Genomic DNA, 14,184 nt, shown 5'->3' on the forward strand with positions numbered 1-14,184 from the left:
CAGCCGCGGCACCGATCGCGGTAGCGGAAAGGGCGTTCGGCTATTGCCGCGCGATCATCACGGCCTGAGCGACAGGCCGCGAAGCGCGCCCTCGCTGCGCCAGTCGGCGAGCAGCGCGTTGAAGGCGTTGATCCCGGGGGCGTAGGTCTGCCCGGCCTGCCCGCCGCTGACGTCGCCTTCGTTGTTGTAATAGCCCGGCGTGCAGCTTTCGAGATAGGCGCGGTTGACGACCGACAGCTTCTTGATCGTCGAAACCCAGCCGTCCTGCGCCTCGGGCGTCGGCTCAACCACGCTGACGCCGCGCGCCTTCGCCTCGGCGATGATGTAGGCGATATGCTGCGCCTGATCGTCGAACATCGCGGTCATGTTCACCGACAGGCCGTTCTGCGACACGCCGATGTAGAACCAATTGGGAAAGCCGTGGCTGGCAAAGCCGTGCAGCGTCTTGTACCCATCGGCCCAGTAATCGTGCAGCTTCTGCCCGCCGCGGCCCTTGATGTCGAAGCCGACGCGTCGCTTGAACGAGGTCGTGATCTCGAAGCCCGAGGCGTAGACGATGCAATCGACCTCATATTTGCGGCCGTTGGCGACGAGCCCCTTGGGCGTGATCCGCTCGACGCCCTTGCTCTCGCTCACGTCGACGAGTTCGACGTTGGGGCGGTTGAAGGTCGGCAGATATTCGTCGTTGAAGGTCGGCCGTTTGCAGAACTGGCGGTACCACGGCTTGAGCTTCTCCGCGGTCTCCCTGTCGGCGACCGTATCGTCGACGCGCTGGCGGATCGCGTTCATCTTGCGGAAGTCGGCGAGCTCGGCATGCGCCATTGCGGCTTCGGGGCCAATCGTCTTGGCATTGCGGATGACGAACGACTGCACCTCGCGGAAGATCGACGTCCAATTGTCGTTCACTAGATCGTCGTCGAACGGGCGGCCCTCGATGATGTCGGCGAAATTGTGCCGACGAGCGCGCTGCCAGCCGGGCTGGAGCGTTTTCGCCCATTCGGGATCGGTCGGCTTGTTGCCGCGCGTGTCGACCGACGAGGGGGTGCGCTGGAAGACGTAGAGCTTCTTGGCGTGGCGGCCGAGCGCGGGGATGCACTGGATCGCGGTCGCGCCGGTGCCGATGATCGCCACCGTCTTGTCCTCGAGCTTCCACAAGTTGCCGGTCGTGTCGCCGCCGGTATAGCCGTAATCCCACCGGCTGGTGTGAAAGCTGTGCCCTTTGAAACTGTCGATGCCGGGGATGCCGGGCAGCTTCGCGCGGCTCGCGGTGCCCAGCGCCGAGATGACGAAGCGCGCGCGCATCGCATCGCCGCGGTTGGTGCGGATGATCCAGCAGCGCTCCGTCTCGTCCCACGCGAGTTCCGACACGCGCGTCTGAAACAGGGTGAGATCGTAGAGGCCGTAATGCTTGCCGATCCGCTGGCAGTGCTCGTAGATCTCGGTGACGTAGGAATATTTCTCCTTGGGCAGATAGCCGAGTTCCTCGAGCAGCGGCAGGTAGCAGTAGCTTTCGATGTCGCACTGTGCGCCGGGGTAGCGGTTCCAGTACCAGGTGCCGCCGAAGTCGCCGCCGGCTTCGACGATCCGCAGATCGGTGACGCCCTTTTCCTTGAGCCGCGCCGCCGCGAGCATGCCGCTGAACCCGCCGCCGATCACCGCGACCTCGACGAAATCGGTGAGCGGCGCGCGAGCGAAGCCCGGCGCGACGTAGGGATCCTCCTCCGCGTAGCGCGCGAAATCGCCCGACAGTTCGTGATATTGGCGATCGGCATCGGTGCGCAGGCGCTTGTCGCGTTCCGCGCGATAGCGCGCGCGCAGCGCTTCCACGTCGAGGTCGCCGGCCGGGGCCAGGCGATCGCTGCTCGTCATCGTCACTCTCCGCTGAATCGTGCTGCCTTTCGCCGGGGCGTCACTCGGCCGCGTAGGCGAGGAAATCGGGGTCGTAGGCACGTTCGGGGTCCGCACGGACGCGCTTGTCGAGCCGGGTCACGTCCTCGCCCACCAAGATGCGCCAGCGATCCGCCTTTACCCCGTCGAGGATGATCGTCGCGGCCTGCGCGGCGCTGGTCGGCGCCATTTCCTCAAAGCGTTTGGCAAGCATCGCCTGCGCCTCGCTCAGCGCCGCATCGTCCATCGTATCGGCATCCGCGACGCCGATCGCGGTGAGGTGGCGGCGCAGCTTCTGGCGGCCGACGTCGGTGAACCCGGTATCGCCGAGCACGCGGCGCGAGTTGAGGCCGATCGGGGTGCCGATACCGCCCGGCATGACGATCGACGCCTGGATGTGCGGGGCATAGTTGCGCAGGTCAGTGATCAGCGCCTCGGTAAAGCCCTTCACCGCGAACTTCGCCGCGCTGTACGCGGTGTGCGATACGCCGGGCATCAGCGCCGCCCAGAAGCCGTTGGCGCTCGACGTGTTGACGATATGCCCCGCGTCGGCGCGCTGGAGCATGGGGAAGAAGGCGCGGCACGTGAAATAGACGCCGAACCAGCAAATCTGGAACACGCGATCCCATTCGGTACGATCGTCGAGGACGAAGCTGCCGCCGCCGCCGATCCCGGCATTGTTGAACAGCAGGTGGATGTGATCGGTATCGTGCTCGCGCGCGACCTCGGCGGCGAAGCGGATCACCTGTTCCTCGTCGCCCACATCCGCGACGTGGCTGGTGATGCGCACGCCCTGCGGCACGCCGTCCGCGACGCACAATCGCGTCGTCTCGGCCATCGCATCGGCGAAGAGATCGCACATCGCGACGCTCGCCCCTTGCGCGACGAGCTGGCGGACGAGTTCGCGGCCCATGCCGGTGCCGCCGCCCGTCACCACCGCCAGCCTGCCGCCGAAGTCCTGCATCATCCCGCTCCTCGATCGCATGTCGCGTCTGACGAGCGGCGCCGCGGATGCCGCATCTGCGGCAACACCGTCAGCAGGCGATCGCGACCTCACGGCCGAGCGATCACAGACATCCTCTCGTCCTTGCAGCTCAACCTATAACGCGTTTCAACTAAGTCAAATCGCTTATTTAGGTCGTGGGCGGCTGTACGACGGCAGGCTCCGAGGTGTCAGGTTCCGGCGGCGGCGGCCGGGCGCAACCGCATCTCGCCCGCCCAGCGGACGAGGTTCGCGCATTCCTCGGGCAGCGCGAACTTGATCATCCGCGCGAAATCGATCGCGGTGAAGGCTATGATATCGGCCATCGTCACGCGCCCGGCGGCAATGAAGGCGCTCTCGCCCAGCCGCCGGTCAAAGAAGCGCAGCGCGCGGTTCGCCGCGCCGACGTTCGCCTCCGCGATCGCGGGCACCTGCGTATCGAGCGCGGCGAGCGCTGGGTGCGTGTGGCGCACCGCCATCATCAGCGGGTTGGCGAGCAGCAACTCGGTGCGGCGCGTCCACATCTCGATCACCGCGATCTCGCGCGCGTCGCGACCGAACATATTGGGTTCGGGAAAGACGCTTTCGAGGAAGCGGCAGATCGCGATCGACTCGGTGATCGTTGTCCCGTCGTCGAGCTCGAGGGCGGGCACATTGGCGAGCCCGGCGCGCGCGACATAATCGGGCGTCTTGTGCTCGCCCTTGAACACGTCGACCGAGACGATCTCGATCTCGGCCTGCTTCTCCGCCAGGAACCAGCGGACGCGGCGCGGATTGGGCGCGCGGGGGCTGTCGTAGAGCTTCACTGCGCCGCTCCGATCTTGTCCTGCGTCTTGGTATCGAAATCGGCCGCGTCGTGGCGCTCATGGAGCTGGCTTGCGGGGTCGCCCATCACGCGATTGACCATCCGCCCGCGCTTCACCGCCGGCCGTTCTGCGATCTGATCGGTCCAGCGCTGGACGTTCCTATATTCCTCCACCTGGAGGAAGGTACCAGCCTCGTAGACCAGCCCCTTGGCGAGCGCGCCGTACCACGGCCACACCGCCATGTCGGCGATCGTATAGTCGCTGCCGCCGAGATAGTCGCTCTCGCCCAGCCGCCGATCGAGCACGTCAAGCTGCCGCTTCACCTCCATCGCGAAGCGATCGATCGCATATTCGATCTTGAACGGGGCATAGGCGTAGAAATGGCCGAACCCGCCGCCGAGATATGGCGCGCTGCCCATCTGCCAGAACAGCCACGACAGGCATTCCGCGCGTGCCGCGGGATCAGTGGGCACGAACGCGCCGAACTTCTCCGCGAGATAGAGCAGGATCGCGCCCGACTCGAACACGCGAACCGGCGCGGGGCCGCTGCGATCGAGCAGCGCGGGGATCTTCGAATTGGGATTGATGTCGACAAAGCCGCTCGAGAACTGGTCCCCCTCGCCGATGCGGATCAGCCACGCGTCATATTCGGCGTCGCTGTGCCCTGCGGCGAGCAGCTCCTCGAGCAGCACCGTCACCTTCACGCCGTTCGGCGTGGCGAGCGAGTAGAGCTGCAGCGGATGCTTGCCGACCGGCAGATCCTTGTCGTGCGTCGGCCCCGCGATCGGGCGGTTGATCGCGGCGAAACGCCCACCGCTCTCCTTGTTCCAGGTCCACACGGTTGGCGGGGTGTAGCTCGGTTCGGTCATGATCTGGCTCTCCTCGCGCGCGGTGATAGACGCGCCGCGGAGAACGACCAAGCCGGATGACGGCGCAACGCGTCGAAGCATCGGCGATCCAGCAACCCTGCCGCCTAGGACGAGGGCGCAGCGCCGCAGTCGGACAATATACATCTATTCAGTTGGGGGATAAACTCAGGCAGGTGTGGAACCCGAGGCGTTTGATCTGCGCCGGTGACGCCATCGCTCTAAAAGGGATACCCTGACGGTGGTGTCGATCTGCGAACGCTTGGATGAGATCGCGATATTCTCAAAATCAGTGCTTTTAGCACCGGCAGAAAGATCCAGCTGCCATGACGACGCGCCCCGACGATCGCAGCATCGTCGACGAATACGGGCGGCAACAGGGGTGCGCAGGACGACACCCGAACCCCAAGCATTATCCTATCGACTTGGAGGACAATAGCACCTAGGCGCAGCGAGCCGGCGCGGATGACGTCGGACGGACCGGGGAAAAGATGATGCGGGTGCGTGACTGGTTGATCGTGTCGGGATCATTGGCGGCGCTGGCGGCAGGTTCCGCGCGCGCGCAGTCGACAACCGTGCCGGAAGCAGCGCCCAGCGCGCCAGCGGCGGGCGGGGCAGCGCCGGCGAGCGACGAGGCCGCGCCGCCCGCGGGCGACATCGTGGTGACGGGATCACGCATCATCCGCAACGGCTATGACGCGCCGACGCCGCTGACGGTCGTCACCACGCAGGAACTGCAGGCCTCGGCGCCTGCGAACCTCGCCGATTTCGTCAATCAGCTCCCGTCGGTCGCCGGCAGCACGACCCCGGCGAACAGCAACCGCTCGCTCGCCAGCGGCGCGGCGGGGCTCAATACCGTCAACCTGCGCGGGCTGGGCAGCAACCGCACGCTGGTGCTGGTCGACGGGCGCCGGTCGGTCGCCTCGACGATCGACGGGACGGTCGACGTCAACACGATCCCGCAGGGGCTGGTGAAGAGCATCGAGGTCGTCACCGGCGGCGCCTCCGCCGTGTACGGCTCGGACGCGGTGGCGGGCGTCGTCAACTACATCCTCGACAAGGACTATCGCGGCATCAAGGGCGACGTCAGCTACGGCGAGACGACCTACGGTGATGACGAGACGTATCGCATCACGCTGACCGCGGGCGCGCCGTTCGCGGGCGGGCGCGGGCATGTGCTGCTGAACGGCACCGTGATCCAGCGCGACGGCGTGCAGGGGGCGCCGCGCGACTGGGCGCAGCGCGGCATGTACCTGACGCAGAACCCCGCCTACGTTGCGGGCAACGGCCAGCCGCAGTACGTGCCGTCGACCAGCGCCGGACTGAACAACGTAACGGGCGGCGGCATCGTCACCAGCGGCCCGGCGCGCGGCGTCTATTTCGGCCAGGGCGGGACGATCAACCGCTACGATTACGGCCAGAACTACAACCGCGCCGGCAACGGCGAATGGACGATCGGCGGCGACTGGCGCGTCAATCAGCATATCGACGGCACGTCGCTGCAACCCGCCGAGCGGCTGCGCGGCATCTACGGGCGGCTGAGCTACGAGGTGGCTGATGGCATCGAGCTGTTCGGCGAGGCATCGTACAATTACACGCTCGGGCTGAACCTCGGCGGGCGGCAGACTGATCGCGGCAACATCACGATCCGCGGTGACAACGCCTTCATTCCCGCGGCGCTGATCGCGCAATATCCCACCATTGCGACGACCGGGCTGACGCTGGGATCGTTCAACGCCGATTATCCGACGCGGCAGAGCCGCAACGAGCGGGAGGTCCAGCGCTACGTCATCGGCGCGCAGGGCAAGTTCGGGCTGCTCGGCACCGACTGGCGCTGGGACGGCTATTACCAGCGCGGCGTCACCGACAATTACATCCTGCTCACCTCGCCCAACCGCACGACGTTGGGCTATGCACGCGACGCGGTGTGGAACCGCGAGCGCACGCAGATCGTGTGCCGCGTGACGCGCGACGGCAGCACCGATCCGCTGGCGCAGGGATGCGTGCCGTTCAACAGCTTCGGCATCGGCGTCAATTCCGCCGCGGCGGTCGATTACGTAATCGGCAATCCCTACACCAAGACCAAGTTCGAGCAGGATGTCGCCGCGCTCAACTTCAGCACCGATATCGCCAACCCGTGGCTGAAGCCGATCGGCCTCGCCTTCGGGATCGAGCATCGCCGCGAGGAGAGCTCGGCCTTCACGCCGGCGTTCGCGCAGGCCGGCTGGTACAGCGGCAACTTCCCCGACAATGCGGCGCTCGCCGGCAAGTACGACGTCACCGAAGGCTATGTCGAAACGCTGATCGCGCTGCCGTTCGCGATCGATTTCAACGGCGCGGCGCGGCTGACGAGCTACAGCCAGGCGGGCGAGGTGGTGACGTGGAAGGCGGGCGTGACGTGGAGCCCGATCGGCGACCTGCGGCTGCGCGCAGTGCGATCACGCGACATCCGCGCGCCAAACCTATCCGAACTGTTCCAGTCCGGCGGCGGCAACACCAATTCGCTGCTAAACCCCTGGACCGGGGCGAGCGCGCGGTATCGCGGCGTGCCGCAAGGCAACCTCGACCTTAGGCCCGAGAAGGCGGACACGTGGGACATCGGCGTCGTCTATCGCCCGTCGTTCGTGCCGGGGCTTGGGCTGTCGGTCGATTACTACGACATCAAGATCAAGGAGGCGATCGGCGCGCTGAGCGCGCAGCAGATCGTCGACCGCTGCTTCGAGGGCAACGAGGCGCTGTGCCGCCAGATTGCACTCGCAACGCAGAGCAACGTGACGGCGCCGACCTTTCCCTACGGCACGGGATGGGACCGCGTGACGGGGCCGAACGTGATTCCCAATCTGGGCGACATCTGGGTCTATACCTCGAACTTCAACTACGTGGTCGAACGCGCGCGTGGCGTCGATTTCGAGGTGAGCTACACCAGTGCGCTTAGCCGCATTGCGGCGGACCTGCCTGGCACGCTGTCGCTGCGCGGGCTCGCGACGCGATTCATCACGCGGTCGTCGGACAATGGGACGCAGCCGCCGACCAACAGCGTCGGGCAGAACAGCGGCGCACTTCCAAAGTGGAAATATCGCGTGACCGCCAACTACACGGTCGACGATACGACGGTGCAGTTGACCGGGCGCGGCTTCGGCGCCGGCGTGTACAACAACACCTACATCGAATGCACCAGCGATTGCCCCGCCTCGACCGCGCTCAACCGGACGATCTCGAACAACCGCCTCCCCGGCGCCTTCTACGTCGACGCCTATTTGGCGCAGAAGATCGGCCTGGGCGCGGGGGAGGGGCAATTGTACCTTCAGGTCAACAACCTGTTCAATCGCGATCCCGCACTGGTCGGCAACGGCCCGTCGGACACGTCGAGCCCGGATCCCGGGACCAACCGCACGCTGTACGACTTCCTTGGCCGCAGCATCCGTATCGGGTTGCGCTTCGGGCTCGGCGCATAGCCGGCTGCGGGCGTGGACCGCGTTCAAGGCCGTTTCGCTATCGGAGCCGATCGTCAGATCCCGTGGGCGACTAGCGCGTCAGCCTCAGATTTGAAATCCGGGTCGAGCCGGGGGATCGGCGTCAGCCGCTGATCCGCGCAGTCGACACCGCGTTGAAGAACAGCTTGTCGAGCGCGGCCGATATGTCCTGGTTGGTCGTCACCTTGGTGTAGAGGCCATCGGAGGCGCACGCCTGCAACGCGGGCTCGATGGTGTGGAGATGCGGCGCGACGTTGGTCTGCGACCAGGGATCGTCGGTCAGCGCTTGGGCGAGATATTCGGTGTAGAGGATCGCGATGCGGATGCGACGGTTCTTGATCGCGGTGCAGCGCGTCGCATCGAACGCGATCTCTGGCTTCCCATTGGCGCGGAACTCGTCCTTCATGCCGTCGGTGATGATGAACAGCACGCCCTGCGGCGGATTGTTGTTCAGTCCGGTTCCCGGATCGGTCATCGCCGCGTTGGCGCGATCGGTCGCGTCATCGCTCGCGCTGTCGCGATCGCCGTAACCGACGTCGGTCGTTGCGCACGCCTGCGTCGGGCAACCGTTCGAGTAGAACAGCGACGGCGTCATGTTCACCGTCTTGGTCGCGGCGGCGTCGAGGTCGGACGTCATCGCCTGCAGCGTCGTATAGCCGCCCGCGCCGCGGAAGGTGGCGATTGCCATGCGATAGCGCGCGCCGTTCTTGCTCGACACCGACTTCGCGGTGGTGGCGAGGCGCGAGATCGCGGTGCCCGCCTCGTCGATGCGCAGTTTGAGATTGTACGATTTCGCAACGCCGTACAGATCGGTCATGTTGCCGTTCGCGTCGCGCCCCTGAACGTCGTTGGTCGAGTGGCAGGCGAACTGGCAGTTGCGCGTGTTGCTCTGTCCGACGAGCCGCAGCCCTTCCGTCGTGACCGGCAGCGCCATCGAGCCTGAGACGTCGGCGAGCATGTAGAAATCGATGTTCGGTGCGGTGGCGTTGGTGGTGACCGACGTACCGCCGATGTCGAGCGTGTTGACGGCCAGGATCTTGGCAAAGGTGTTGCGCGACGTGCCACGATAGGTGACGGTCGCCGTGCGGCGCCCGTTTGCGTCGGTCGGTGCGCTGACGGTCAGCGCGGTGATCGTAACCCCCGCGGCAGCGAGGATCGGCGACGCCTGTACCTGGAACATCTGCTGCGCATAGGCGGCGGCGGCGGCATCGGATTGCGTCAGGACGAGCTTGCTGACGGCAACGAGCGCAGCGGCGTCGGCGACCGCGTTGAGCTTCGTCTGCGACTTCATTGCGCGGGCGTAATCCACCCCCATGCCGATGGTGAAGCATAGCGGGATGACGGTGAAGGCGAAGATCATCAGCGTCGCACCGCGACGGTCGTGCCGCAGGCGGCGCCAGAGCCGAAGCATCATCTCAGCAATCCCCGCAGTCGATCTTGGTGCTGTTGCGCGGCAGCATGTAGAGGCTGTCCGCCAACCGGACCGCGGCGAGTTCGCCGAAGAAGACGGGTGGCGTGTAACCATAGGTGACTTCGGACAGCAGGAAATAGGTGCCGGGGATGCGCATCTGCGCCGGGATCGTGACCTGCGTGCCCTTCGCCAGCGGCAGGCCGCCGCGTGCGCGGCTCCACTGGACGAAGGTGCGATTGCTCGCGTCGGTCATCACCTGCGTTACGCGCATCGTCGCCGGGCCGGCGGGATAGGGGGCGAGCACCTGCGTGCTTGCGCCAAGCACGCCGTCAACCGCGGCCGCGGTCGTATCACCCGTCAGGTTCTGCGCGACGAGATCGGCGAGCGCGCGCGTCGCGATCGTCACCTTGCGGTTGCAGGCGATCGCATCCTGCAGCTGGAGCGTGCCGTAATAGAGGACGAGCGCCACCGGCAGCACGAGCGCGAATTCAATCAGCGCGGTACCCGCTCGGTTCGCGCGCAGCCGGCGCAGCGCGGCGATCATCGGTACGCTTCCGATTTGCCGACCGATGTCGCCACCAGCAGCCGCGTGCGCGCGCCGCGGTTCGCCAGCAGGACGAGCGGATCGGCCTCGATTGGCCAGGGGTACATCAGCCGCACGAGGACGATCGCGCCGCCCGAGCCAAGATCATAGGCGAAATTGTTAGTGACCTTGCCTGCCGAATCGTACGTCAGCGTCGGCACCGTGCTGTCGATCGTGTCCCACGTCGCGGCGCTCTTCACCTCGACGAGCAGTTTGGCGCATTTGAGGAACGGCGGCAGCGCCGCGCAGGCGGCCTGGCGATAGCGTTCGGCGAGCTGCGCGTCGGTCATCCCCTGCGTCCGCCCGGTCGCGTCGGCGAGCTGCGCCTTGCCGGTGATGACGTTGCGCGCCGACGCCTCGACGCCGGTCTCGAGCGCCTCTGCAGCGAAATAGACGAGGCTGGTCTGCAGGATCGCCAGCATGAGCGCGATGAACGGGATCGCGACGAACGCGAATTCGACGATCACCGCGCCGCGCCGATCGCGGATTACGCGGAGCGCTCGACGCGCGATAAGGCGATAAGAAAGGTTCATTCCGGTTCGATCGCCGGCATCCATGCCGATCAACCGTTAAAATTCGGCCAATTGGCTACGGCCGTCGGGCGGTCCGACCGGCATCGGGGCCTGAGCTCATGATATGTGCGACAGACTATCTTAGTACATAAGTACCCAATCACCCATCGCTGTTTAACGAGTGTAGAGCAGGCATGCGGGCTTCGCTGTAGCAGACTTGCCGTATTACGCTCAAACTATGTCTATACTTGGCTGGGCAGGGGCAAAAAGTTCTAGGCGAGGCTGATGTAGAGGTTGGCTTAGAAAGAACTCTAGAAATTAACCTATGTTGGAACTTCGGCTCGGTACGCACGTTCGGCCACTAGGCCGGCGCTTCGGGGCATGCCCATCTCTCGCGCAGGACCTCGATGACCGACACGACTACCGAGACGCCGCCGGGCGGCCCACCGCCCCACCTGCCCGGCCGCGCCAATCACGACATGAGCGACGACAGCAACAGCATCTTCTTCGCCGCGGTGAAGACGACGCGGATGCCGATGATCGTCACCGATCCCAATCAGCCCGACAATCCCATCGTCTTCGCCAATCCGGCGTTCATCAACATGACGGGCTATGCGTGGGAAGAACTCGTCGGGCGCAATTGCCGGCTGTTGCAAGGGCCGGACACCGATCGCGAGACGGTGGCCGAGGTGCGCCGCGCGGTCGAGCGCCGGCAGGAGACGTCGGTCGAAATCCTCAATTACAAGAAAAACGGCGCGGCGTTCTGGAACGCCTTGTTCATCTCGCCGGTGTTCGACGCGGACAATCAGCTGATCTATTTCTTCGCCTCGCAGCTCGACGTGACGCGGCGTCGCGACGCGGAGGAGGGGTTGCGGCAGGCGCAGAAGATGGAGGCGGTCGGCCAGCTGACGGGCGGCGTGGCACACGACTTCAATAACCTGCTGACGGTGATTCAGGGCTTTGGCGACGTGCTGAAGCATCAGATCGAGGGCGATGGTGACTTCGACCGGCGGAAGGCGGCACGCTCGATCAACGCCGTGCTGCAGGCGGCGGAGCGCGGCGCGACGCTGACGCAGCAGCTGCTCGCCTTCTCCCGCCGGCAGAAGCTGCAGGGCCGCGTGATCAACATCGTCGACCTGATCGACGAATTGCAGCCGCTGATCGAGCGGACCGCGGGCGGGCTCGTCAAGGTGCAGATCGCGCATCAGGAGACGACCTGCAACGCGCGCATCGATCCGACGCAGGCGGAGCTCGCGATCATCAATATCCTGCTCAACGCGCGCGACGCGATGCCCAACGGGGGCAAGATCCTGATCGACGTGCGTAATCGCTCGATCGACGTGACCGACAAGGGGTTCGGTGAGATCGAGGCAGGCAATTACGTATCGGTGACGATCACCGACGAGGGTGTCGGCATGTCGCCCGAGGTGTTGAAGCGGGTGACCGAGCCGTTCTTCACCACCAAGGATCAGGGTAAGGGCACGGGGCTCGGGCTGTCGATGGTCTATGGCTTCGTCAAGCAATCGGGCGGGTCGCTCGAGATCCAGTCGGAAGAGGGGCGCGGCACCACGGTGCGCATGCTGTTCCCGTGTGAGACGGCGCAGCTCGATCCGGTACACGCGCGCGTTCAACGCTCGCTCGCCGACAAACGCGGCAGCGAGACGGTGCTGATCGTCGAGGATCAGATCGACGTCGGCGACTATGCCGAAACCGTGCTTGCCGAGTTCGGCTACACCGTGCTGCGCGCGGAGAATGCCAACGAGGCGCTGGCGCTGCTCGACGGCGCAGGCCAGATCGACCTGTTGTTCAGCGACCTGATCATGCCGGGCGGCATGAACGGCGTGATGCTGGCGCGCGAGGTGAAGCGACGACGCCCCAAGATGCGCGTGCTGCTCACCACCGGCTACGCCGAATCGTCGATCGAGCGCGTGGACGCGCGTGGCGCGGAGTTCGAGCTGATCCAGAAACCGTACAAGCGCAGCGAACTCGCCACCAAAGTGCGGCAGGTGATCGAAGGCCCGACCGGAATCGGCACGCACGGCGGATAATGCGGCGGCCAGTGCCGCCGATTGCTGCAACGACCAACATGGATTAGGGTGTTCCCGCTTTGGACCGCCAGCCGCTCGCTCCCCAACCCGTCACGCCGTTCGAACCCTCGCCCGAGGTCGCCGCGGCGATCGCGGCGTTCGCGGCCGATCTCGACCGCGGCGATCCGATGCAGGTCGGCTTCATCATGACCCCCGTCGCGATGGTGGTCGCCGACCCGACGCTGCCCGACAGCCCGCTGATCTTCGTCAATCGCGCGTTCGAGCAGCTGACCGGCTTTCCCGCCAGCGAGGTGCTGGGGCGCAACTGCCGGTTCATGCAGGGGCCGCTGACCGATCCCGACGACGTTGCGCGACTGAAAGACGCGATCGTCCGGCGCGAGCCGATGGAACTCGATCTGCTGAACCATCGACGCGACGGCACGCCGTTCTGGAACCGGCTGATGGTCGCGCCGGTGTTTCGCGACGACGGATCCCTGCGCTATTTCGTCGCCTCGCAGATCGACGTCACGATCGAGCGGCACCGCGTGCACAAGCTCGAGCAGGATCGCGAGGCGCTCGCCGCCGAGGTGGCGCAGCGCGACGCCGATCTCGCGGCGCACAATGCGCGGCTGCGGCTGGCACTGAAGGCGGGCGCGCTCGGCACCTGGACGCTCGATCTGCCCGAACTGGTGCTGACCGCCTCGTCCGGCTGCAAGCGCGTATTCGGCCGGTCGCTCGCGGCGCCGTTCACCTACGAGGATCTGCTGGCGGCGATCCACCCCGACGATCTGCCGGCAATGCAGATGGCGGTGCGGCGCACGATCGAACAGGGTGTGCCCTACGAGATCGAATATCGCATCCTGACGCCGTCGGGCGAGCAGCGCTGGGTGCTGGTGCAAGGCGAGTTGCAGTATCGTGCGGACGGATCGCCGCTGTCGATGGCGGGCTTCTCGACGGACATCTCGCAGCGCAAGTTCGCCGAGGAGCATCGCGCGGTGCTGGCGCGCGAGCTGACACACCGCGTCAAGAACACGCTCGCGACGGTCAATGCGGTGGTCAATCAGACGCTGCGCGACGCCGCGTCGATCGAGGATGCGGCGGCGACGATTTCAGGGCGGATCGCGAGCCTCGGCGCGGCGCAGGAGCTGCTGATCCAGGACGAAGTGGAGGGCGCGGCGATCGGCGACATCGTCGAGAAGGCGCTGCTGCCGTTCCGCGACCGCGGCGGCGCGCGCTTCTCGGTCGACGGGCCCGCGGTGCGGCTGTCGCCCGAGATCACGCTCGCGCTCGCGATGGCGTTGCACGAACTGGCGACCAACGCGGTCAAATACGGCGCGCTGTCGGTCCCCGACGGGCGCGTCGCGATCGAATGGTCGATCCGGCGCACAGAGGGCGAGCGGCGGCTGTTCTTCTGCTGGGGCGAGCACGACGGGCCCCCGGTGGTGCCGCCGACACGCACCGGGTTCGGCACGCGGATGATCGAGCGCGTGCTGCGCAAGCACGTGCGCGGCGGCGCGGAAATCCAGTACCTCGAGAGCGGCGTCCGCTTCGAGATTGAGGCGCCGATCTGATCGCCGGTTGATGAGAAGGCCTATCGTCGGAGGCTTCGAGCCCGCAGGTGACGTTCGGCGCGCGCG

At 66.0% G+C, this 14,184-nt stretch carries 10 protein-coding genes; 3 read left to right on the forward strand and 7 right to left on the reverse strand.

Going from position 1 to position 14,184, the window contains the following annotated elements:
- Window positions 1-57: 57 nt before the first annotated feature.
- The 4 genes from B7L05_RS13325 to yghU all read right to left on the reverse strand — a co-directional run bounded on the left by B7L05_RS13325 (window position 58) and on the right by yghU (window position 4,544).
- Window positions 58-1,869, reverse strand: coding sequence for an NAD(P)/FAD-dependent oxidoreductase (locus B7L05_RS13325; RefSeq protein ID WP_085810782.1), 1,812 nt, complete (start codon window positions 1,867-1,869; stop codon window positions 58-60).
- A gap of 40 nt (window positions 1,870-1,909) precedes the next feature.
- Window positions 1,910-2,854 carry an SDR family oxidoreductase gene (locus B7L05_RS13330; RefSeq protein ID WP_218776017.1) on the reverse strand — a complete coding sequence of 315 codons (945 nt, stop codon included), beginning with the start codon at window positions 2,852-2,854 and terminating at the stop codon, window positions 1,910-1,912.
- 206 nt (window positions 2,855-3,060) lie between these two features.
- On the reverse strand, window positions 3,061-3,675 hold the full coding sequence (locus tag B7L05_RS13335; protein ID WP_085810783.1) for a glutathione S-transferase family protein: 615 nt from the start codon (window positions 3,673-3,675) through the stop codon (window positions 3,061-3,063).
- Window positions 3,672-4,544: a glutathione-dependent disulfide-bond oxidoreductase gene (gene yghU, locus B7L05_RS13340; RefSeq protein WP_085810822.1), complete on the reverse strand. Its 873-nt coding sequence runs from the start codon at window positions 4,542-4,544 to the stop codon at window positions 3,672-3,674. Before yghU ends, B7L05_RS13335 begins: the two co-directional genes overlap by 4 nt.
- Window positions 4,545-5,041: 497 nt before the next feature.
- Between yghU and B7L05_RS13345 the strand changes: the two genes are divergently transcribed.
- A complete protein-coding gene (locus B7L05_RS13345; protein WP_179187218.1) occupies window positions 5,042-7,996 on the forward strand; it encodes a TonB-dependent receptor domain-containing protein in 2,955 nt (984 codons plus the stop codon).
- Between the two features lie 121 nt (window positions 7,997-8,117).
- On the opposite strand, the gene B7L05_RS13350 is transcribed toward B7L05_RS13345, so the two are convergent.
- From B7L05_RS13350 to B7L05_RS13360, 3 genes are read right to left on the reverse strand one after another with little or no spacing between them, the layout of a single operon-like run.
- Window positions 8,118-9,428 (reverse strand): TadE/TadG family type IV pilus assembly protein, encoded by a 1,311-nt coding sequence (locus B7L05_RS13350; protein WP_085810785.1) that lies wholly within the window; start codon window positions 9,426-9,428, stop codon window positions 8,118-8,120.
- 1 nt (window position 9,429) lies between these two features.
- Complete coding sequence (locus tag B7L05_RS13355; protein ID WP_085810786.1) at window positions 9,430-9,969, reverse strand: TadE/TadG family type IV pilus assembly protein; 540 nt, start codon at window positions 9,967-9,969, stop codon at window positions 9,430-9,432.
- On the reverse strand, window positions 9,966-10,475 hold the full coding sequence (locus B7L05_RS13360; RefSeq protein ID WP_256926733.1) for a TadE/TadG family type IV pilus assembly protein: 510 nt from the start codon (window positions 10,473-10,475) through the stop codon (window positions 9,966-9,968). Before B7L05_RS13360 ends, B7L05_RS13355 begins: the two co-directional genes overlap by 4 nt.
- Before the next feature lie 452 nt (window positions 10,476-10,927).
- Here B7L05_RS13360 and B7L05_RS13365 point away from each other — a divergent pair, with 452 nt between their 5' ends.
- Window positions 10,928-12,568 carry a histidine kinase famiy protein gene (locus B7L05_RS13365; RefSeq protein WP_085810788.1) on the forward strand — a complete coding sequence of 547 codons (1,641 nt, stop codon included), beginning with the start codon at window positions 10,928-10,930 and terminating at the stop codon, window positions 12,566-12,568.
- Window positions 12,569-12,627: 59 nt separating this feature from the next.
- A complete protein-coding gene (locus tag B7L05_RS13370; RefSeq protein ID WP_085810789.1) occupies window positions 12,628-14,118 on the forward strand; it encodes an HWE histidine kinase domain-containing protein in 1,491 nt (496 codons plus the stop codon).
- Window positions 14,119-14,184: the final 66 nt, after the last annotated feature.

The sequence above is a fragment of the Sphingomonas sp. TZW2008 genome (assembly GCF_002117915.1).
Classification (GTDB): Bacteria; Pseudomonadota; Alphaproteobacteria; order Sphingomonadales; family Sphingomonadaceae; genus Sphingomonas.